Genomic DNA, 21177 nt, shown 5'->3' with positions numbered 1-21177 from the left:
GTGTTGGACCTTTCCACCTTAACCCTGCCTTAACCCCAGCATTTGATACCTTGTCTGTATATTAGCGGGAGATAACAACGATGACATTTCGATACTCAATTCTTGCTCTGATGTTGACGGCTGTTACGGGCTGCGCGGTGGGGACTAATGCCGATTTTGCACAACAGGCTGAGCAAAACGGTGCCCAGTCTGTTGATCGGTTGCTCAAACAAGTTATAGCTGAACGACAAATCACATCGGTGACACGGGAAGCCACCCAAGTAACTGAGTTAACTGACTTGATTTCAGTGCCAGAGCTTGAGAGCTACTTAGACATTGCGTTTTCAAACAGCCCTAGCCTGCAACAAAGCGTGATCGCGTTGAAAATTGCTTATGCCCAACAAGGCGTTACTGTTGCCGAACAGCTACCTACTGCGAGTGCTAGCTTTTCGGGTCAATCCAAACAAGATACTGACGACAGCTATATGGGTGAAGTGACCGTGAGTTGGGAGCTGGATTTGTGGCAAAAACTGGCAGATAGCAGCGAGGCAGCACGGAAAGATATTGCGGCTTCTCAGGCAAGCCTACAATCAGCAAAAAACTTGCTGGCGGCTAATATCATGCGTAATTGGTTGGAAATAAGCGCCAATCAGCAGTTGCTTGATATTGAGCGAAGAAGGCTTGAAGTGCTGGAGAATAATGAGCTGTTGGTATTGGAGCGCTATCAGGTGGGACTGGGAAGCTTAGTAGATTTAGACAATGCGAAAACCAGCACGGCGTCAACGCGCGCTACTGTTGCTGAGTATGAAGAAAGCTTAGAAAAGAGCAAACGTAGTCTCCAGTTGCTTACTGGACAATGGCAATCTGAGTTGGAGCAGCCAGAGGTCGCAATGACGTTTCCAAAAGTGGTCAACCCTCTTGATTCTCTCGCTGAGCAGAACATGGCTGGCAGACCAGACTTGCAGCAAGCTTTCTACAATATCGAAGCTGAATCTCTTCGTACCGATGCGGCATACAAAGCCATGTTGCCATCTTTTAGCTTAACGGCAAGTTTGACGGATATTGCGCAGTCACCAAGTGAAGCTTTGTTCACCGACCCATTGTGGGGGTTACTTGGGCAGTTATCGGCACCACTTTTTCAGGGCGGGAAACTCAAATCTCAAGCCGAAATTGCTGAGCTCACAACAGAGCAAAGCTATTGGACTTATCAGGAAACCTTACTGACGGCGATCAATGAAGTCGAGAATGCTGTGGGGCAGGAGTATTCGCTCGAAAAGCAGCAGTTACATTTAAATCAAGCATTCGCAAGCTCGAAGCGTAGCTTTGTCAGTTACGAAGAGAAGTATCGAAAAGGTCTGGTCGACATCTTTGATTTACTGACCGTTCAGCAGCAGACCTATGATACTGAATCTCAACTTGTTAACGCCACCTATCAACGTTTATTAAACCGAATCGATTTAGGCCTAGCTCTGGGCTTGGGAGTATCATCATGAAACAAAATGCTATCACTTTAGCGGTGACAATTGCTGCTGTAGCAAGCGTCTTTGCAGCTCTTGGCTATAATGGCAGCCACATGGCTCAAGCGGGCGAGAGTAGCCAGTCTGAGCAGGAGATGCCAGATACCTTGCAGCAACCAACGGTGAACGAGAGTTTAAAACTCCAACAAGTCGCAGTTCAGATGACGACCAGTGCTAGTTATCAGGCTCAGGTGGTCGGTTACGGAGAGACTCGTTCAAGGTATCAGCTCAATTATGCCAGCGAAGTCAGCGGCAGGGTGATCTCATTGTCTAATGACTTTGAAACAGGAAGAGTGGTCAGTAAAGGCACCATATTGGCAAAGCTGGATGATACTGGGTACCAACAGGCGTTGGCGCAAGCCAAGTCAGATGTAGCGACGGCTGAACTTGAGCTTTTAGAAGAGCAACGTGAGGGAGAGCAGGCGAAGTCGGAGTGGAAGCGCTCAGGTCTGAGTGGGGAACCGAACTCTCCATTGGTGCTCAGAGAGCCTCAACTCGCCAGCGCGGAAGCCAAGTTAGCGAATGCGAAACAGGCACTGAAGAAAGCGGAGAAAGACTTAAAAGATACGGCAATACGCGCACCTTTCACCGCGTTAGTTGTAAGCAGAGAGGTTCAACCAGGGAGCTATTTGAGTACAGGCAGTGCAGTTGCCACCTTATACAGTGTTGAGCATGTCGAAGTCGAGGTGCCCCTGTCAGCGCAGCAATGGGAAAATCTGCCGACCTCGAGCGATTTAGGTGACTGGCATGTGATGCTAACTGACAGCAGTGGCGCTCACCAATGGCTTGGCAAGGTTGAGAGAAAATTCCAACATGTGACCCAAGATACTCGCCAACGTTCGTTGGTCGTGGTTGTTGACAACCCGCTCGAACAAGACACGCCTCTTTATCCTGGCACTTTCGTGAAAGCAACTCTTAGCGGAGCCGAAGTCGATGGCCTGTGGGAAGTGCCCGCGTCAGCGATTTCCCAACAGGGTGAAATCTGGACGGTTGACGGACAAGGTCTGTTGCAAAAATCCAACGCCAGCAAGCAGTTTGTTGGTGATGGTAAAGTGTATGTGACCCCAAGCTTAGCAGACAGTAAGGCTCAAGTTGTTATCAGACCACTGAGTAACTTCAAGCCAGGACTGAAAGTCATGCCAAAGGAGGAGGGGTAAAATGGAACAACCTTCCCAAACGCCTAAAGGCATGATCGCTTGGTTTGCTCAAAACCCGGTTGCCGCTAACCTACTTATGCTAGGAGTTATAATCGTCGGTCTGCTCTCGGTGAACTCATTACGCAAGGAAGCCTTCCCAAGCATGGAGCCGGACATCGTAACTGTGTCCGTTAACTATAACAGCGGCGATCCTATTCAAGCTGAAGAGGGGATTTCGATAAAGATTGAAGAGGCTTTAGAAACTGTCGCGGGTATAAAGCGCATTACGTCGACTTCTAGCGCATCCGGTAGCCATGTTTCCATAGAAAAAGAGACCAACTATAGTCTTGATACTCTGCTGACTGACGTGAAAACGAAAGTGGACGCCATTAACAATCTGCCGACAGAAGCTGATAACCCGGTGATTGATAAGGCTCGAATGCAAGATCACGCTTTGTGGGTTCAACTTTATGGCGATACTGATCGCGCTACGTTGCAGGATTTAGCAGAGCAACTCAAGGCCGATCTGTTGGCAGAAAGTGCCATTCGTGATCTGGAAGTTAAAGCAGAAATTGATCCTATGATTTCGGTCGAGGTTAATGAGAGTCGATTGCAAGCTTATGGCTTAACGCTTACCGATGTATCTGAAGCGATCAATGCGGAATCTTCCACTAGCATTTCAACCAGCCTGCGCAATGATGAGAAAACGGTGCGCCTAAAGGTGTCTGAACAAGCCTACGAGGTCGAGGATTTCAAAGCGATTCCCGTTATATCGACCCCTGACGGTAGCCAAGTTACGTTAGGTGATATTGCTCGTGTCACGGATGCCTTTGAGGAAGATACGTTTAGCTTGTCACGATACAACCAAAGTAATGCGATGGGCATTCAAATTGTCATGGATGAGTATAGTGATGTTGTGCAAATCGTTGAGCAAGCTAAACAGGTAGTCGAGCAATGGCGTAACAGCAACCTGCTGCCGGAAAACGTCAGTATCGAAACTTGGTATGACAAAAGTACCTTGATCAAAGATCGACTATCTTTGCTGGCTAAAAATGCACTGACGGGTATCGCTTTAGTCTTTATCGTATTGGCGCTGTTTCTCAACATTCGCGTCGCGTTTTGGGTTGCAGCCAGCTTACCGTTTGTTTTCTTCGGCACACTGTTCTTTATGACCGATTCCTTCGTGGGTTTAACCATTAATGAGATGACGACTTTTGGATTTATCATGGCTCTGGGGATCGTGGTGGATGACGCAGTTGTAGTAGGTGAGAGCATCTATTCGACTCGGCGTGCACAGGGGGATACGCTAAATAATACGATACTTGGCACATTGAAGGTGGCGGCACCGACTGTTTTTGGTGTGCTGACAACGGTCGTTGCTTTTCTTTCGATTGCAGCTGTTGATGGAAAAATGGGCCAGATTTATGCGCAGTTTGCGACTGTAGTAACTATTTGTTTGCTGTTATCGCTCGTAGAGTCGAAGTTTATTCTTCCGGCACACCTTGCTCATATTAATACGCATCGAAGTGAGAAAAAAGGCATCTGGAACCGTATCCAGCAAGGTGCAGACAATGGACTGGAGTGGTTCAATCAAAGAGTGTACAAACAGGTGATTAAGCAGGCGTTAAAGTTCCGTTATGCTGTCGTCATGGCCTTTATCGCGCTGTTTATTCTTGTTATTGGTATGCCACTTACAGGAGCCGTGAGAATCGCTTTCTTTCCTGATATTGCAGGCGATACAGTCAGTGCTGAAATCAGTATGTATAACGATTCTAGCTTTGGGCAGACGCAGACTAACCTCTTAAAGCTTGAAGCCAATGCACTTAAGGCCGATCAGCAATTGAGATCGGATGTAAAAAACCATGATGAGGAGGTGTCCTACATTACAAGCCTTCAAGTCATTGCTGATGAAGACCGAAATGGCACGGTACAGGTAGAGCTGTCGCCTGACGCGAACTACAGCTCTAGTGAGTTTGCGGATTTGTGGCTGCAAATGTCTGGACAGATGGAAGGGGTGAAGAAGCTTAAAGTCCTCTCTTCGATGGAAATGGTTGATAACTTTAAAGTAGAGTTGAAAGCCAGCGACGAAACGGTTCTCACTCATGCAGGGAAGGCGTTTAAGCAGTTTCTGGAACAAACACCAGGAGTAAGTGGCATTGATGACAATCTAGATCTCGGGGAGCCGCAATACCGCTTCGAATTGACCGAACAAGGGCGTGCTTTAGGTATGGATACTTCGACTTTGGCTAAGCAGGTATTACAGGCGTTCGGTGGTGATATTGTTCAGCGCTTTCAGCGAGGCAAAGATGAAGTCAAAGTCCGAGTGCGTTACCCAGAAAGTGACCGTCAAACGTTGGCTGATATTCAGAAATCGAGTGTTCGTACTCCTGATGGCAAGGTGGTTCCTATGCTATCAGTCGCGAATGTCTACTCTGACTACCAACAAGCGGAAATCACTCGTATTGATAATTTGCGCGCAGTTTATCTGACTGCTGTGGTGGATAAAGATGTGGTGTCGTCTAATGAACTGGTGGCTCATTTGGAGAAAACGCTGGTGCCTCAGCTTAAATCGGATTATCCGACGCTAAAGATAGACTTTACTGGGGAAGCGGAACAGCAGAAAGAGTCGACAGACTCAATGCAATCGACTTTTGTTATGGCACTGGTGGTGATTTTTGCTCTGCTGGCGATACCGTTAAAATCTTACGTTCAACCACTTATTATTATGGTGGCGATTCCGTTTGGTATTGTAGGTGCGATCTTGGGCCACTGGCTCAATGACCTGACGATAAGTATCCTGTCTTTAAATGGGATTCTTGCTCTGAGTGGTGTTGTGGTAAATGATAGCCTGCTGTTGGTATCTAGGTTTAATGAGTTGACGAGAAATCATAACGTCCCCGTGGGTGAAGCCATTGTAGAGTCGTGCAGCAGCCGACTTAGAGCGGTATTGCTAACCTCTGTCACCACCTTTGCTGGCTTGGCTCCGTTGTTGAGTGAAACCTCGATGCAAGCGCAGTTCCTAATTCCAGCCGCCGCTGCATTAGGTTACGGTATTTTATTCGCGACGGTGATTACATTGGTGCTAACCCCATCACTGCTACTGATCCAATGCGATATTCACAATGGTTTTGATAAATTGAAGACAGCGGTGATGGGTGAGAAAAAGCTCGCACAGAGTGTTTAACGTCTAGATTAATAGTGGTTTCATAGAGTAAGAGGTAGTCATGGAAAACTTGCAGTTGTTACTGGTTGAAGATGATTTGGATTTAGCTAAGGCGATTGTTGACTACCTTGCTTTGGAAGACATTCAGTGTGACCACGCTGCAAATGGATTGTCTGGACTAAACTTGATTCAACACGGACATTACGACACGGTAATTTTAGACTTGAACTTGCCCAAAATGAACGGTCTCGAAGTGTGTGCAAAGCTTAGAGGGCAAGGGATTGATGTACCTGTTCTGATGTTGACGGCTAAGGATACCCTTGATGACAAGCTAACCGGCTTTTCGAAAGGAGCGGATGACTACTTGGTGAAACCTTTTGCGATGGAGGAGTTAATTATTCGTGCGCAGGTTTTGTCCCGTCGGCGCAGTGGACAGGTCACTAAGTTCTCTGTTTGCGATCTTGAAGTCGATATACAAACTCAAACTGCGACTCGAGCGAATACACCGTTAAAACTTTCTCCAATCGGGTTCAAGTTACTTGAAACTTTAGTTAGAGCGAGCCCCAATACAGTTTCTCGAGAAAAATTGATGCAAAGTGTTTGGGGGGATGAACAGCCAGACAGCAACAGTCTAAAGGTTCATATGTTTAATCTGCGTAAAGTCGTGGATAACAGCTTTGAAACTAAGTTGATCCATACGATCACCGGACGTGGCTTTGCGTTGAAACGAGAGGCTACCTGATGAAGATAAGACGTAGTCTGAGGCTTTATTTTTTATTCGCCATGTTACTGACAGGATCGTTGACGATTATAGCGATGTCTGGTGTCGCGGTAAGTTACTTCTTTTCCGGCTTGGATCTGGCGATGACAGGGTTCATGCGAACACAAGCTTATCAAGTACAATTGACGGATAACACGCCTGTCAAAATCAATGACCTTACAGTGGCGAGACGATGGCAAGACCTACCACAGCCAATTCAAGACAACCTGGACCCGAATGAGTTGGTACTGAATGAAGTTCTTAAGAAAGTTGTTGGAATCCCTCTGATTGACCCGCCTAAAGCCGGCTATTTTGCGATGAAAATGGAGTACAAAGGTGACGTCCGATACGCCTCTGTACTGTTCCTTGACAATGAATATACTCCAGGTGAACTGCCCCAGTTTATCTACATTGTTTTTGTAGCGATCGGTGCAATCTTTGCGTTTTCTTTAATACTGATTGCTTTTATTCGCAGTGTCTCGACTCCCGTTGAGCAACTAAAAGACTGGGCGAAATCTCTGGATAAAGAAAAGCTTAGCCAGCCTATTCCGGGGTTCGATTACAATGAACTCAATACACTGGCTGAAATCATAAGATCCAGCCTTAGTTGCGTGCAGGAAAGTTTGGAGCGTGAACAGCAATTTTTGGGCTATGCTAGCCATGAATTGAGGACGCCCATTGCAGTCACCCGTACCAATACCGAGTTGTTGAAGAAGATGATCACCAAGCAATTGGCGCAGGACAAGCAACTCGAGGTCTTGGAGAGAATTGAGCGTGCAGGGTACACGATGACAGATTTGACAGAAACTCTCCTTTGGCTAAACCGTCAGGAAGACAAGACGCTGCCATTCAGCGACTTGTCTATTGGCGAGCTTGTTACTCAAATTGGCAGTGAGCTCCGGTATTTGCTTCAGGGAAAAGAGGTCAAAGTAGACCTTAATGTGGATGAGACGAAGCATTCGTTGCCACAAGGATTATGTAGAATCGTCATCACTAACCTTGTTCGCAATGCGTTTCAGCACACCTATCAAGGTGAAGTGTTTATTGAACAATCCGGTGGCAGGTTAGTTATCACTAATCGCAATCTTTCCGGTGGTGACAGAGAAGAGGAGTTAGGCTTCGGGTTAGGGCTAGAGTTAACCGAAAGATTGATCCACAAGTATGGTTGGCATTACGAGAATAAGACGGTTAAATCTGGGCGTTGTGTTGTACTTTGTTTCGATCAAGTCCACATGCCTTCAATAAAGCAGTTCGAGCCGGATTGTGAAGCGTAATACTCTAGCTCGTATCAGGCTATGTAGGTTGTTCATTATAGTTAAGGTATTCAATGCACAAATCATGAAAGGCTTTGGCTTGTGGAGAAATGGTTCGGTCGCTGAGGGTAAAGATACCGATTTGTCTTTCCAGTGGTGGGTCGATTAACGGAATCCACACCAAGCGGGTTTCATTGGTCGGAAAAGCGAGCTTAGGCAGAGTCGTGACACCTATCCCAAGTTCCAACACAGAAAATAGTGAGGTGATGTTTTCTACCGAATAGAGTGCTTGTTGGCTCAAAGCTCGCGCTGGGGTTGGATCAAGTAGGGTACAGGTTCCGTTGCGAATGAAAGGCTGCTCCAGTAGGGTTTGCCATGCGATGCCTTCTGGCTGCTTGGCGATAGGGTTGTCGTGTAAACAGACCACACCAATTGGGTCAGACAGTAGTGGGGTAAAGTTAATCCCGCCTTCATCAAGGTGGGAAGGATTACCTAGCGCCAGATCTACTTCACCAGATAACAGGCGTTCTTCTACGCCAGCCGCGTTGTCGTCAATTAGGCTCACTTCCACATTCGGGTACTGCTCGCAAAACGCACCCAGTACACTTGGAATCAGTTTTGCCGCCACAGAGGGGACACTGGCTATCCTTACTCTTCCTTGCTGACCCGCTGCTGCCGCGCGTAAGTCATTGTCGAGCGCGGTGTATATATTGAGAAACTGAATAATCTTAGGCAGACATATTTCACCAAATGGCGTTAATTTGGCTTTGTTTCCCGTTTCAAAAAGATTTTGTCCGAGTATCTTTTCTAGCTCTTTTATTGATGTAGATAATGCTGCCTGAGAGCGATTAGCGCGGTGTGATGCGGCTCGGAAACCACCTTCTTCTACCACCATCACAAAATGCATTAATTGTTGAAGCTTGATACTCATCTGACCACCTTTTAAATCCCTTTAATTCTCTGATGTTGTCAAAAGTGATAAATAAAACTTATCAAATGTAAAAAATTTACCGTTAGATTTATCAGGTGTCAATGTGCATGATTTAACCATCTTGAAACAAAGTTGTTACATAGGTTGAAAGGCACGTGAATACTCAAACGAAAAAACATCCAGTAAAAACCGCTCTGTTTGCCTCTAAGGCTCCCCTTGAATGGGCGATTGTTAACAACGGAACTTTATACACGGCACAGATCCCAATCGATGACACTGGTGCGGTGGTCGAGGGCGGCATTGAGGCACAAACTCGACAGACATTTAACAATCTCGTTCATACCCTAGAGTGTGCAGGTGAGTCGCTTGACTCGGTGCTGCAGGTACTTATTTACGTGACCGATCGCGAATACCTAAAAACTGTTAATCAAATTTACGCAGAGTATTTTGAAGCGCCTTATCCAAATCGTGCAGCCATGGTGGTTGCAGGCTTAGCTCGCGAAGAAATGCTGGTCGAGTTTGTGGTTTACGCGTCGGCAAGTCAGCCAGAGTAATCCTCCAATAATTGAAACTGATTGATCTCGTCAGTCAAACAAGAACAAGGAAAGAGCAATGACTTTTATTAACAATGTTCAAGCAGAAAAGGCCCTTTATATTGGCGGCGAATGGCAAGCAGGCGTCGATACCATAGCAAACATTAACCCATCAGACATCAATGAAAATCTGGGCAATTTTGCTCAAGCGAGTCAGGCTCAGGTAGAGCAAGCGATTCAAGTCGCTAAGCAAGCGCAACCAGAGTGGGAAAAGACGCCAATGGAGCGCAAGCAAGCAGTGCTTCAAGCGATTGGTGATGAGCTGATTGAGCGCTGCGATGAGCTAGGCAGACTGCTTTCACGTGAAGAGGGTAAACCCTTTGCTGAAGGACGCGGAGAAATCTACCGAGCAGGTCAGTTCTTTCAATATTTTGCGGCGGAAGTGCTGCGCCAAATTGGTGATAACGCTGCCTCCGTCCGTCCAGGCGTCTCCGTTGAAGTCACTCGCGAAGCGGTTGGCGTTATCGCCATTATCTCTCCGTGGAACTTCCCGACGGCAACAGCGGCGTGGAAGATTGCTCCGGCACTCGCGTTTGGTAACAGCGTGGTTTGGAAACCTGCCAATCTAACTCCAGCAAGTGCCGTGGCGCTGACGGAAATCATTCACCGTCAAGGGCTGCCAGCGGGCACGTTCAACCTAGTACTCGGCAGTGGCTCGCAGGTGGGCAATACCTTGATCAACTCGAAAGAGGTCAATGGGGTGAGCTTTACCGGCTCTGTCGATACGGGACGTAAGGTTGCGGCCGCAACGGCACCAAACTTTGTACGCTGCCAGCTTGAAATGGGCAGTAAAAATGCCTTGGTGGTTGCCGATGATGCAGACATTCAAATCGCAGTAGAAGCGACCATCGCCGGCTCTTTCTCCGGCGCAGGTCAGAAATGTACCGCGTCATCTCGTCTAGTGGTTATGGATGGGATTCATGATGCCTACGTTGAAGCGCTGATCAAACGTATGAGTGAGCTGAAAGTGGGTCATGCACTGGATGAAGGTATCTTCATGGGGCCAGTTGTAGACGGTAATCAGCTTGAAGCAAACTTCGAGTGGATTGAAAAGGCGCGTCAAAGTGGTGCTGAGCTGGCCTTTGGTGGCGAGCGCCTTAACTTAGCGCACGACGGTTACTACATGTCGCCAACCTTATTCCTCGACACCCAAAACAGTTGGGAAGTGAACCAAGAGGAAGTGTTTGCGCCGATGGCGAGTGTGATTCGAGTGGGAGATCTTGATGAAGCCATCGCCGTTACCAACGATACCCGTTTTGGTTTGACGGGCGGCATTATAACGCAAAGCCTGCGTACTAGCGCCATCTTCAAGCAGCAAGCGCAGACCGGTTGTGTAATGGTGAACCTACCGACTGCAGGCACCGACTACCACGTACCGTTTGGTGGCCGCAAAGAGTCTAGCTTTGGCCCGCGTGAACAAGGTCAATATGCGAAAGAATTCTACACCGTGGTGAAAACCGCTTACCAGCGCCCTTATTAGGCTCTGACCGTGGGAGGCAGAACATTATCTGCTTCCCAATTAAAGGCGATTCAACGTTTAAGGAGTGGTTATGTACCAACAACGGATTGTGATAGATGGATTGCAATACTGCAATTGGGATCGTGAGTATTTCCAAACCCTTAAGGCGAGTGGCATCACTGCTGTTCATGCCACTATCGTCTATCACGAAAATGCACGTGAGACCCTAACTCGCTTTGCCGAATGGAACCTTCGCTTCGAGCAAAACGCAGACCTCATCATGCCAATTTATTCCATGGCAGATGTGGCAAAGGCGAAACAGCAGGGCAAAGTCGGCGTCTTCTTCGGTGCTCAGAATTGTTCGCCTATTGATGACGAAATTGGTCTGATTGAAGTGATGCGTCGCCAAGGTTTGTTAATCATGCAATTGACTTACAACAACCAGAGCTTATTGGCGACAGGTTGCTATGAGCAGAATGACTCAGGTGTTACTCGCTTTGGCAAACAAGCGATCGAAGAGATGAATCACGTTGGCATGATCATCGACATGTCTCACAGTGCAGAGCGCTCAACGCTAGAAGCCATCGACCTCTCTTCAAGACCAATTTGCATTAGCCACGCTAACCCGACGTTCGCTCATGATGCTCTGCGAAACAAATCCAACACCGTGCTCAAAGCACTAACACAACGTGGCGGCTTACTTGGTTTTAGTTTGTACCCCTTCCATTTGCCAAATGGCAGCCAGTGCACGTTGGATGATTTTTGCCAAATGGTGGCGAAAACAGCTGACCTATTTGGCGTCGACCACTTGGGCATTGGCAGTGATTTGTGTCTTAACCAACCACAGCAAGTTCTGGAGTGGATGCGCAATGGCCGCTGGTCGAAAGCGATGGATTATGGCGAAGGCTCGGCCAGTAACTCGGGTTGGCCAGATGCGCTGCCGTGGTTTAGTGGCAGTAAGGGGATGGAGAACATCTACAACGGATTAATGCGCCATGGATTCAGTGAATCTGAGGCGGGACAAATACTGGGTGATAACTGGTTTAATTTCCTCAAACAAGGACTCGAGCCTATTTCAGAGCAGTAACCCAAACAAGGAACAGCCTGCCAACACAACAATAATAAGGCAGGTGTTAATTTAACTTTTGCTGCCAGTCGTCGGCTGCCGCAAAACAGTCTGGAGTCAGAGTATGTCTGATTTAACCAATAGCATGAAAGCGAACCCTATGAACGTGTCATCGGGTAAGCCACAAGCAAAACACAACACTACGCCTGCCACCGAAAACTCTCCAGATAAGCTGGGTTTGAGTAATCCAGCCTTTTGGTACAGTGGCGGTTTTATCGCACTTTTCGTTGCACTCGCGCTCTATGATGGTGAGCTGCTATCAAGCCTAGTCAATGCTGGCTTTGCATGGTCAGTGCAGGTCTTTGGACCTTACTGGCAAATACTGCTTCTTCTCACCTTTCTTATTGGTCTTGGTCTCGCTGCAGGGCGAACAGGCAAGGTGATTCTTGGTGGTTCGGCCAAACCGGAGATGGATGGTTTTCGCTGGATGGCGATCATCTTCTGTACTCTGCTTGCTGGTGGTGGCGTATTCTGGGCAGCGGCAGAGCCTATCGCTCATTACGTGAGCCCACCACCATTATATGGCGCGCAGGAAAATCCACAGCAAGGCGCGGTCAATGCACTATCGCAATCCTTCATGCATTGGGGTTTCCTTGCGTGGGCAATTGTTGGCAGCTTAACGTCAATCGTTGTCATGCACCTGCATTACGACAAAGGCCTACCTCTAAAGCCTCGCATTTTGCTTTACCCTGTGATTGGTGAGCGTGCCCTTAAAGGCCATACCGGTGCACTGATTGATGCGTGTTGTATTATCGCTGTGGCGGCCGGCACCATTGGGCCAATTGGTTTCCTCGGTCTACAGGTTAGCTACGCGTTAAATGCGCTATTTGATATTCCTGATGGCTTTACCACGCAACTTATTATCATTCTGTTTGCGATTGCTCTGTATACCCTATCTGCGTTGAGTGGTCTTAATCGAGGCATGCAAATGCTCAGCCGCTACAACGTGATTCTGGCGATTGCCTTAATGATCTACATCCTACTGTTTGGGCCAACAGACTTTATCTTCAATGGTTACATTCAAGGTGTCGGTAGCATGCTGGATAACTTCATCCCAATGGCGACCTACCGCGGAGATGAAGGTTGGTTGAGTTGGTGGACGGTGTTCTTCTGGGGCTGGTTCCTAGGTTATGGTCCAATGATGGCGATCTTCATTGCTCGAATCTCACGTGGACGCAGCATTCGTCAGATCATTTCGACAATTAGCATCATTGCGCCACTCACAACCTGTTTCTGGTTCACCATTGTCGGTGGTTCAGGTCTGGCGTTTGAAATTGCAGAACCGGGCAGTGTGAGTAAAGCGTTTGAAGGCTTCAACTTACCGGGTGCACTACTGGCGGTTACACAACAGCTACCGCTACCTATGCTTGTCTCGATTCTGTTCCTAATCTTGACCACGATTTTCATTGTTACGACAGGTGACTCGATGACTTACACCATCAGTGTCGTGATCAGTGGTGAAACGGAGCCTAACGCTATCGTTCGTACCTTCTGGGGCGTTGCGATGGGGGTCACTGCGCTGATACTCATCTCACTGGGCTCCGGAGGTATTTCAGCACTGCAATCTTTCATTGTTATCACGGCCGTGCCTGTTTCTCTGATACTGCTGCCTTCGCTATGGAATGCACCTCAGATCGCAATGAAGATGGCTAAGGAACAAGGGCTTTAATTTATTAATCCAATACCGATGAGTTTGCGTAGGCTGTACCCTACGCCCGCGCAAACTCCTATTATTCTTACAATAAAAAATAGGTGGTGAGCAAAATGGATGCACATCGTTCTAATTACACTGAAACCCAGCTGCGCAATGCAGCCCTCGTCATGGCTCCGGAAAGGCTAGGCGCTATGCACCAAAATCGAATCAGCTTTGTGCGAAGTTTGATTCGTAAAATGGCGACACAAAACTGGCGCGTAACCAAGCATGAGTGGCAGTTATGCCCGCAGGGCTATGGTCATGTTATTTACAAATTGGCGACTCCGACACAAACTTATCACTTGGTCGTCTTTTGCGATGAGATTGCTGACGAAGAACGTAATGATCGCGTCATTGCGGAAAAGTGGGATGTCACATTCGCTTTGGTTCATGGCGATGTTGATGTTGAACTGTTAGAGCAGTTGCGCGCTAATGTACCCCTGCAAGAAGCAGGACGAAACCCTAACAAGGTGCTTGTGTTGGCGCGTGCAAACAAGAGCGTGCGAGTATTTGAGCATATTGTCGGCGCTTTAGCTAAAGGTCAGCAGCCACAGCCTGATGAGTTGGCAGAGGTTGGCTACATACTGCGTACTACGGCGGTGTATGGCAATGGTAAATTTGGCATTGCCGATTTTAAGCTGCTTGAAACGAATGCTGATTTTAATCAGTCTTTTAGCGCGCAAATGTGTGCCGTGTACATGCTGCGCGAGTTTAGCCTAGATTGGGTGCATTATCTTGCAGAGCAGAAAGGTGGCGACAAGGCTATCTTGCTACACAAAGGCTTACAGCGCTATTTAGGAGTAGGTAATGCGACGGGATTAGGCATGGCGCCTTATCTAATCAATCATCCGTGTATCGTTGATCAGTGGATGACGTCAAGAGAGCGCGCGATTGGGCAAGTATTGGCGTTGCCGTGTGACAGCCAGATGCATGATCAATTGCGAGATTTATTGGTTAAGGCCAAGTGCCATTTAGAACAAGTCATCACCATTAACGAACAGCAAGACAGCTTAAATCAATTGGCGATCACCGATATTGCCCAGCTTATAGAGCACCTGCCGCAAGTTATTGCGGCACATTCGTACTGGGGTGATGTTGTTAAGCAGGCTGAAAGCATGAGTTTGGAAGCCCAAGAAATCCTTACTTCTTGCCTGCTTGAGCTCTATCCGAGTGTGGTTGATCAGTTTGAAAACCAAATGAACACCAGCGAAGCACTATCGATTCCAAGTGGTAAAACCGTCCAACAGCTGCGTCAGTTACTCAGCGACAAATACCAGTGGGCTGTCGAAGCAGATTACTCGCTGGCAGAAAACAAATACTGGTTCTGGTATCGCTCTCAAGACAAAGAAGAACCAAGACTCGGCGTCCGCGGTGAAGAAGTGGGTGAAGAGCGTGAATTGCCACTCGATATTGGTCGTCAGGCCAATCAGTTGTTCCATGCGCTTGATGACTACTCTGCTGAGACGAGCGTGGCGGAGTTTCTGCTTCATTGCCCTCAGTATCGCGCTATCACTCGAAGGGTCTGGACTTTAGGTAATCGCGCTATGGGAGACATCCAGATGAACGTATTACGTCAAGATGCGCTACCAATGCACCTACTACGCTGCAAGTTGGCAATATTCGGCGCAACCAAATTTGACCCGCGCTCTGATCGTTGGGTTCGAGTGACTTTCTTCCAAGGAGCGCCATTGTTAGCTGAAATCCGTGACCCAGAATATAGTGACACATGGATTTTTCCGACCATGCCAAGTAGCCACGAGATTACCTGTTCAGAGCCACAAAAGATCAATGGAGGATTGGCATCATGATCGTTTCACACAATGAATTAGTTGCCGCTGTGAACAAGGCATTTTTAGGTATGCGCCGTCATTGTGGTGAAGCGGATGTCATCGCCAATATGGTGGCGGATCTGCAAATGGTGGGGCTTAGTGGCGTGAGGCATTTTAATAATGCCAGTCAGTTTCTCAGCTTAGACTCAGACTGCGCCGTATCGATCTCCAATCAAAGCGAATCGAGTTTCGAGGTTGATTTTCATAACAGCAGTATCGCGTGTCAGTTGCCTGCGGTACTCGATTTTGCCTTAGAGAAAATGGTGGATAACAAAACCATCTCAATCACGCTAAAGCAGTGCCATAATCGCTGGTTAGCCTACAGTGAGCTGGTTCGCTTGGCCGCAAAAGGCATCGCCTGTCGTGCGCAATGGGTCAATGGTAGCAGCCCTCAACGTGCCTTGTATGTACTGAACCGTGGTTGCATCGCACCGGAGGTGTATTTTTCCGAAAGCCTTGTAAATGGTGACGATGACGTACATTCAATGCTGATTGAGCTATCGGTTAGCGACTTTGATGTTAACCAAAGTGCGAAAGGTTACTCTATCCATGTTGATAGTGCAGAGTTAAGCCGCGCTCAGCAAGCATCATGGCAAGAAGGTATCTTCGTTGAAGATGCTGAGTGGGAGACATTAAAACAAGCGGCCACGGTGTTCTTGGTTGAAAACAGTGCCCGTTCAATTCAAGGAGCAGGCGAGTTAGCCTAGCGTCAGATCGAAATAGACAAAGGGCTGTCATCGCCAGCCCTTACGGTTAATCATTAAATCCTAGTGCTAGTCCGAATAGTAATAGCCCTGCGCCACATAATTGATTAAGTCGATGCTTTGCTTTACTCAGTAAGGTTTGCAGCTTATTAGAGGAGAAGAGTAGTGCGACTAGTACAAACCACAGGCCATGTAGAAGCATCATATAGCCACCATAGATCAGTGCGTTGTTGTTACTTGATGCGTCGTTGGTCATTACCTGACTGAAAATACTCAAGAAAAACAGCATGGTTTTAGGATTAAGCACATTACAAAGAAAGCCTTCACCTAAATAGCGCCAAGCGGATTTGGCTGCGCTCGGCTCGATTGCATTAGACGGCGCTGAGGAGCGTGCCCAAAGGCCCCTTAATCCTAAGTAAATTAAGTATCCTGCACCTAGGTATCGCACCAGATTAAATAACCATTCATTTTGTGACATTAGGTAACTAATGCCGAGCATCGAGTAAGCAATATGAACACCGATGGCAAGACTGATTCCCAGTGCACTCATCACACCCGCTTTACGGCCATGATTAAGGCTGTTTCTAAGTACCAGAACAAAATCAGCTCCAGGGCTAATCACGATTAAGATGCCCAATAGCGCTAAACTTACTAACTCCATATTTATTCCCAGTTTGATTGGATTGTGGCTGGCATTGTAGGTAAATCTGGTTGTGCCTATAATCGAAATGAATTCTAGTTTTATGTGAGAAAAGTTCACTGATGAGGCATCTCAAATCCTTTCATGTTTTTCATGTTGCAGCGCAGTGCTCAAATTACAGCGAGGCTGCAGAGCAACTCAACATTACGCACGGTGCAGTCAGCAAGCAGATTAAAGTGCTGGAAAACTATCTCGACCAGACCTTGTTTGTGAAGCAAGGAAGAAATGTCCGTTTGAGTCAGCAAGGTGAGCTGCTGAAAACCTACACAGAGCAGGCTTTTCAAGCGCTTGAAACGGGTGTAGCTAAGTTAGAAACACACAATCAAAACGTACTAGAAGTCTCTTGTGAGCCGACACTAACCATGCGTTGGTTAATGCCTAGGTTGTCTACGTTTAACGACGACTTCGCTACGGATGTGCGCTTATCAACCGCAGGTGGAGCAATCAATCTGGAGCGATCTGGATTATCCATGGCGATACGACGAGATGACTTTGCTATTCCCCATGACTATCAGCAAACTCCTTTAATTGAAGAGTGGGTTGGACCTGTGATGTCACCTGAGTACTGGCAACAAGTAGAACGGGATTTGAGTGCCATGAAACTGCTGCACAGTCAGACACGTCCATTGGCTTGGGAAAATTGGTGCAAGGAGCTCAACAAACCGAAACTGCTAGCCAATGAGCAACAGACTTTTGCTCATTTTTACTTCTCACTTCAAGCCAGTGTTGATGGGCTAGGGGCAACGATAGGCTCTTACCCCTTGGTTGTTGATGACCTGCAACGTGGTAATCTCATCGCCCCGTTTGGTTTTATCCCGTCGGGGCATAGCTATATCTTACTCAGCAAAAATCAGCCAGCCACAAAATTGGAAGAGCAGTTTCGACTATGGCTACTGGAATCCTTTAAACAATGTAAACCTTAGGTCGTTGAACCGCTTATAAAGTCCGATATTGACTGAAAAACTACCTAATTAGTTGATCGCAGTACTAGCCCTGCGCGTCAGCTTAAAGCCGATATCTGTTACGGCTTCTACTCGGTCGCCTTTGATCTGGTGGAGCAGTTTTTCTGCGGCTTTGGTTCCCATTCGCTCGTAGTCGACTTCAGCACAAGTTAGGCTCGGGTAGGCATGCTCTGCCATTGACGATCCCTCTAAACAGATGATCGCAATATCGGTTGGAACCTTGAGCACTCTACGGTGACATTCGAATAAAGCGCCGATGGCAATCTCTTCATGACTACATACCAACGCATTGAGAGTGGAATCGCGCAGCAATAGCTTAGCCAAACCTTCAGCTCCGAGTTGTGAAGAAGGGGCTTCGTGCGTGGTTAGAAAGTGATCCGGTGTTAGATAGTTTTCTATCATCGCGCTTTGCCAGCCATGGAGTTTGCGCTGGAGGGTTGAATGCTCACCACGTGCACCAATAAAGCCAACATTATTAAAGCCTTGTTCGATAATATGCTTGGTACAGGACTTCCCGATGTCGAAATGATCGACACCAATATTCAAGTATTGAGCGGTAGATGTAAGCTCGGCTATCTCAAGTACCGGCGTATTTGCTGCCTCCAACAATTGGTGGGTGCGTTTGCTGTGTTCGCCACCAAACAGTACGACCCCGGCAGGGCGACTTTCGAGAAAGGTTGAAAGCAGTTTTTCTTCTTGATCTACCGAGTAGTCGCTGTAGCCGAGAATCAGTTGGTAACCCGCTTTGTTTAGGGTTTGCTGGAAGCTAGGTAGAAACAAGGCACAAGATTTATCGATCAATGAGGGCAGGATCAAAGCAATGGAATAACTTTCAGCTGAGGCCAATGCGCCCGCCGCTTTATTGGGAATATAACCTAGCTCATCAACGACTTGTTGAATCTTTTCTCGCAATTTGTCAGACACCAAGTCTGGCGTTCTTAATGCTCGCGAAACGGTCATTGAACCCACACCGGCCTTTTTGGCTACATCGGCAAGTGTGACTTTTCCAGTGCTTCTGCGTTTTCGCGGTTCGCTCATTTGTTATTTTCGTTTTTTTATCTATTAATTCGCCGCGACATCTTATCACAGCCCTTGGGTTGAAATGATATTAGCGCATTAGATGGTGATCACAAGCATATGAAACCGCATTAAGATTAATAAATGGTAGCGCTATCACAATTTATGATAGCGCTACCAGATAGCGCTATCATTTGTGATCATCATCCGGTTTTTCCAAAAGGATCATCGTTAGAGTAGCGCCATCAAAACAACAAATCGGAAAGATCCAATGCTAAGTGAACTGATTACCTCTGATGTGATTCGAGTCCATGCTGAAGCCAGTGACTGGAAAGACGCTGTTCAAAAATCGTGTCAGGCATTGCTTGATAATGGCGCTGTTGAGCCAAGCTACGTAGAGGCGATTTTCCGCTCGCATCAAGAGCTAGGTCCTTACTATGTCGTTGGCCCTGGTATGGCGATGCCGCATGCAAGACCAGAAGATGGCGTTAATCGTTTATCACTTGCGATCACTGTGATTCAAAACGGCGTTAACTTTGACTCTGAAGGTAATGACCCTGTGAAGATGTTGGTGACGCTAGCGGCAACGGATAGCGATAGCCATGTCGGTGCCATTTCAAAACTGGCTGAGCTGTTTATGAATGAAGAGCATGTAGAGCAAATCTGCAACGCTCAATCTGTCGATGACGTTTTAGCCGTCATCAAGAATTACTAAAACATAACTCCTGACTATCACCCCTATAGATATCAAGAATAAAAAGGTACTGAATTATGAAAATTATGGTTGTTTGTGGACACGGTCTTGGCACGAGCCTAATGATGGAAATGAGCATCAAGGGAATTGTCAAAGAGCTTGAGATTAATGCAGCGGTTGATCACATTGATTTAGGCAGTGCAAAAGGCACAGATTGTGACATCTTTATTGGTACGAACGACATTACTGACCAACTGAAAGCACTCGATGTTGAACCGAAGATCGTCAGCCTAGATAACATGGTTGATAAAGTAGCAATGAAAGAGCGTTTATCTGCGGCTTTACAAGAACTTGGCGCACTATAGGGGGCCATTATGGAATTCTTTAGTTTCTTAATGAACGATGTCCTATCAGAACCTGCTGTTCTGGTCGGTCTTATCGCTCTTATCGGCCTAATTGCTCAGAAAAAGCCGGTGACTGAATGCATTAAAGGCACAGTAAAAACCATTCTCGGTTTTATCATCTTGGGCGCCGGTGCTGGCTTAGTTGTTACCTCTCTAGGTGACTTTGCGACTATCTTCCAACAAGCGTTTGGCATTACGGGTGTGGTACCAAACAACGAAGCGATTGTGTCAATTGCTCAAGAAGCATTTGGTAAAGAGATGGCGATGATCATGTTCTTTGCGATGCTGGTGAACATTTTGATCGCTCGTCTAACACCATGGAAATTTATCTTCCTGACAGGTCATCACACGTTATTTATGTCGATGATGGTGGCGGCGATCCTCTCTTCAAGCGGAATGAGTGGTGTACCTCTTATTGCACTAGGTTCTTTGGTTGTTGGCTCAGTGATGGTGTTTTTCCCAGCCATCGCGCACCGTTACATGAAGCAAGTGACAGGTTCTGATGATGTGGCTATTGGTCACTTCTCGACACTCTCCTACGTGCTAGCGGGCTTCATTGGCAGCAAGTTTGGTAATAAAGAGCACTCCACAGAAGAGATGAACGTACCAAAGAGCTTGTTGTTCTTACGTGATACGCCAGTCGCTATCTCTTTCACTATGGGCATTATCTTTATGGTGACCTGTATCTTCGCTGGCGGTGACTTTGTTCGCGAAGTAAGTGGTGGCAAGCACTGGTTTATGTTTGCCCTGATGCAGTCGATTACCTTTGCTGGTGGTGTTTACGTTATCCTGCAAGGTGTTCGTATGGTTATCGCTGAAATCGTTCCTGCATTTAAGGGTATTTCAGACAAGCTTGTGCCAAACGCTAAACCGGCTCTAGATTGTCCTGTGGTATTCCCATACGCGCCAAATGCAGTACTAGTTGGTTTCTTATCCAGTTTTGCTGCGGGTTTGCTAGGTATGTTCCTACTTTACGTGATGGGCTTAACTGTGATTATCCCAGGTGTGGTACCGCACTTCTTCGTTGGTGCTGCAGCGGGTGTATTTGGTAACGCAACAGGTGGCCGTCGTGGTGCAATCTTAGGTGCTTTTGCTCAAGGTCTACTGATTACCTTCCTACCAGTATTCCTAATGCCAGTGTTGGGCGACCTAGGTTTTGCTAACACAACATTCAGTGACGCAGACTTCGGTGCCGTCGGTATCCTACTTGGTTTGATTGTTCGCTAATATCAATCACTAGATACGTAAAAGCCTCCA

18 protein-coding genes are annotated in these 21177 nt (G+C 47.2%); 15 read left to right on the top strand and 3 right to left on the bottom strand.

All coding sequences use genetic code 11. The features are described 5' to 3' along the window. Positions 1-80: 80 nt before the first annotated feature. The 5 genes from AC6R00_RS06790 to AC6R00_RS06770 are packed head-to-tail and all read left to right on the top strand — an operon-like array spanning position 81 to position 7829. Complete coding sequence (locus AC6R00_RS06790) at positions 81-1472, top strand: TolC family protein (RefSeq protein WP_500639786.1); 1392 nt, start codon at positions 81-83, stop codon at positions 1470-1472. Next, on the top strand, positions 1469-2653 hold the full coding sequence (locus tag AC6R00_RS06785) for an efflux RND transporter periplasmic adaptor subunit (RefSeq protein WP_500639785.1): 1185 nt from the start codon (positions 1469-1471) through the stop codon (positions 2651-2653). Before AC6R00_RS06790 ends, AC6R00_RS06785 begins: the two co-directional genes overlap by 4 nt. Before the next feature lies 1 nt (position 2654). Next, a complete protein-coding gene (locus AC6R00_RS06780; protein WP_500639784.1) occupies positions 2655-5816 on the top strand; it encodes an efflux RND transporter permease subunit in 3162 nt (1053 codons plus the stop codon). A 40-nt stretch (positions 5817-5856) separates the two neighbouring features. Beyond that, positions 5857-6537: a response regulator transcription factor gene (locus tag AC6R00_RS06775; protein ID WP_500639783.1), complete on the top strand. Its 681-nt coding sequence runs from the start codon at positions 5857-5859 to the stop codon at positions 6535-6537. Then, positions 6537-7829: a sensor histidine kinase gene (locus tag AC6R00_RS06770; protein WP_500639782.1), complete on the top strand. Its 1293-nt coding sequence runs from the start codon at positions 6537-6539 to the stop codon at positions 7827-7829. Before AC6R00_RS06775 ends, AC6R00_RS06770 begins: the two co-directional genes overlap by 1 nt. 19 nt (positions 7830-7848) lie before the next feature. Here AC6R00_RS06770 and AC6R00_RS06765 read toward each other — a convergent pair whose 3' ends face one another. Continuing rightward, on the bottom strand, positions 7849-8739 hold the full coding sequence (locus tag AC6R00_RS06765; protein WP_500639781.1) for a LysR family transcriptional regulator: 891 nt from the start codon (positions 8737-8739) through the stop codon (positions 7849-7851). A gap of 155 nt (positions 8740-8894) precedes the next feature. On the opposite strand from AC6R00_RS06765, the gene AC6R00_RS06760 reads away from it, so the two are divergent. From AC6R00_RS06760 to AC6R00_RS06735, 6 genes are all read left to right on the top strand, one after another. Then, positions 8895-9293, top strand: a complete 399-nt coding sequence (locus tag AC6R00_RS06760) for a RidA family protein (protein WP_500639780.1) — start codon at positions 8895-8897, stop codon at positions 9291-9293. 58 nt (positions 9294-9351) lie between these two features. Then, positions 9352-10812 (top strand): aldehyde dehydrogenase family protein, encoded by a 1461-nt coding sequence (locus AC6R00_RS06755; protein WP_500639779.1) that lies wholly within the window; start codon positions 9352-9354, stop codon positions 10810-10812. A 70-nt stretch (positions 10813-10882) separates the two neighbouring features. Beyond that, complete coding sequence (locus AC6R00_RS06750; RefSeq protein WP_500639778.1) at positions 10883-11878, top strand: membrane dipeptidase; 996 nt, start codon at positions 10883-10885, stop codon at positions 11876-11878. 103 nt (positions 11879-11981) lie between these two features. After that, complete coding sequence (locus AC6R00_RS06745; RefSeq protein WP_239823981.1) at positions 11982-13586, top strand: BCCT family transporter; 1605 nt, start codon at positions 11982-11984, stop codon at positions 13584-13586. A gap of 95 nt (positions 13587-13681) precedes the next feature. After that, positions 13682-15418, top strand: a complete 1737-nt coding sequence (locus AC6R00_RS06740) for a hypothetical protein (protein ID WP_500639777.1) — start codon at positions 13682-13684, stop codon at positions 15416-15418. Further along, positions 15415-16146 carry a DUF3726 domain-containing protein gene (locus tag AC6R00_RS06735; RefSeq protein ID WP_500639776.1) on the top strand — a complete coding sequence of 244 codons (732 nt, stop codon included), beginning with the start codon at positions 15415-15417 and terminating at the stop codon, positions 16144-16146. The genes AC6R00_RS06740 and AC6R00_RS06735 overlap by 4 nt, the downstream gene beginning before the upstream one ends. Positions 16147-16192: 46 nt before the next feature. On the opposite strand, the gene AC6R00_RS06730 is transcribed toward AC6R00_RS06735, so the two are convergent. Then, entirely contained in the window at positions 16193-16804 is a 612-nt protein-coding gene (locus AC6R00_RS06730) for a LysE family translocator (protein WP_500639775.1), read from the bottom strand. Between the two features lie 101 nt (positions 16805-16905). On the opposite strand from AC6R00_RS06730, the gene AC6R00_RS06725 reads away from it, so the two are divergent. Continuing rightward, positions 16906-17766: a LysR family transcriptional regulator gene (locus AC6R00_RS06725; RefSeq protein ID WP_500639774.1), complete on the top strand. Its 861-nt coding sequence runs from the start codon at positions 16906-16908 to the stop codon at positions 17764-17766. A gap of 48 nt (positions 17767-17814) precedes the next feature. Here the strand turns inward: AC6R00_RS06725 and AC6R00_RS06720 are convergent, their stop codons facing one another. Next, the gene (locus tag AC6R00_RS06720; RefSeq protein ID WP_004744112.1) at positions 17815-18843 is read right to left on the bottom strand and encodes a LacI family DNA-binding transcriptional regulator; all 1029 of its coding nucleotides are present in this window, start codon (positions 18841-18843) and stop codon (positions 17815-17817) included. A 250-nt stretch (positions 18844-19093) separates the two neighbouring features. On the opposite strand from AC6R00_RS06720, the gene AC6R00_RS06715 reads away from it, so the two are divergent. From AC6R00_RS06715 to ulaA, 3 genes are read left to right on the top strand one after another with little or no spacing between them, the layout of a single operon-like run. After that, positions 19094-19537 (top strand): PTS sugar transporter subunit IIA, encoded by a 444-nt coding sequence (locus AC6R00_RS06715; RefSeq protein ID WP_004744111.1) that lies wholly within the window; start codon positions 19094-19096, stop codon positions 19535-19537. Between the two features lie 56 nt (positions 19538-19593). Further along, positions 19594-19881 (top strand): PTS sugar transporter subunit IIB, encoded by a 288-nt coding sequence (locus AC6R00_RS06710; RefSeq protein ID WP_004744110.1) that lies wholly within the window; start codon positions 19594-19596, stop codon positions 19879-19881. A gap of 9 nt (positions 19882-19890) precedes the next feature. Next, positions 19891-21147 (top strand): PTS ascorbate transporter subunit IIC, encoded by a 1257-nt coding sequence (ulaA, locus tag AC6R00_RS06705; protein WP_004744109.1) that lies wholly within the window; start codon positions 19891-19893, stop codon positions 21145-21147. Positions 21148-21177 lie beyond the last annotated feature (30 nt).

This window comes from Vibrio sp. R10-SF1-ISO8 (assembly GCF_059833805.1).
The sequence above is the reverse complement of the archived record's forward strand: the minus strand, read 5'-3'. Positions and strand labels throughout refer to the sequence as shown.

Bases quoted from the DNA above. Each gene is read 5' to 3' on its own strand.
- AC6R00_RS06790 (WP_500639786.1), top strand. From the start codon at position 81: ATGACATTTCGATACTCAATTCTTGCTCTGATGTTGACGGCTGTTACG.
- AC6R00_RS06770 (WP_500639782.1), top strand. From the start codon at position 6,537: ATGAAGATAAGACGTAGTCTGAGGCTTTATTTTTTATTCGCCATGTTA.
- AC6R00_RS06735 (WP_500639776.1), top strand. From the start codon at position 15,415: ATGATCGTTTCACACAATGAATTAGTTGCCGCTGTGAACAAGGCATTT.
- AC6R00_RS06765 (WP_500639781.1), bottom strand. From the start codon at position 8,739: ATGAGTATCAAGCTTCAACAATTAATGCATTTTGTGATGGTGGTAGAA.
- AC6R00_RS06780 (WP_500639784.1), top strand. From the start codon at position 2,655: ATGGAACAACCTTCCCAAACGCCTAAAGGCATGATCGCTTGGTTTGCT.
- AC6R00_RS06730 (WP_500639775.1), bottom strand. From the start codon at position 16,804: ATGGAGTTAGTAAGTTTAGCGCTATTGGGCATCTTAATCGTGATTAGC.
- AC6R00_RS06775 (WP_500639783.1), top strand. From the start codon at position 5,857: ATGGAAAACTTGCAGTTGTTACTGGTTGAAGATGATTTGGATTTAGCT.
- AC6R00_RS06725 (WP_500639774.1), top strand. From the start codon at position 16,906: ATGAGGCATCTCAAATCCTTTCATGTTTTTCATGTTGCAGCGCAGTGC.
- ulaA (WP_004744109.1), top strand. From the start codon at position 19,891: ATGGAATTCTTTAGTTTCTTAATGAACGATGTCCTATCAGAACCTGCT.
- AC6R00_RS06715 (WP_004744111.1), top strand. From the start codon at position 19,094: ATGCTAAGTGAACTGATTACCTCTGATGTGATTCGAGTCCATGCTGAA.
- AC6R00_RS06710 (WP_004744110.1), top strand. From the start codon at position 19,594: ATGAAAATTATGGTTGTTTGTGGACACGGTCTTGGCACGAGCCTAATG.
- AC6R00_RS06745 (WP_239823981.1), top strand. From the start codon at position 11,982: ATGTCTGATTTAACCAATAGCATGAAAGCGAACCCTATGAACGTGTCA.
- AC6R00_RS06720 (WP_004744112.1), bottom strand. From the start codon at position 18,843: ATGAGCGAACCGCGAAAACGCAGAAGCACTGGAAAAGTCACACTTGCC.
- AC6R00_RS06785 (WP_500639785.1), top strand. From the start codon at position 1,469: ATGAAACAAAATGCTATCACTTTAGCGGTGACAATTGCTGCTGTAGCA.
- AC6R00_RS06755 (WP_500639779.1), top strand. From the start codon at position 9,352: ATGACTTTTATTAACAATGTTCAAGCAGAAAAGGCCCTTTATATTGGC.
- AC6R00_RS06740 (WP_500639777.1), top strand. From the start codon at position 13,682: ATGGATGCACATCGTTCTAATTACACTGAAACCCAGCTGCGCAATGCA.
- AC6R00_RS06750 (WP_500639778.1), top strand. From the start codon at position 10,883: ATGTACCAACAACGGATTGTGATAGATGGATTGCAATACTGCAATTGG.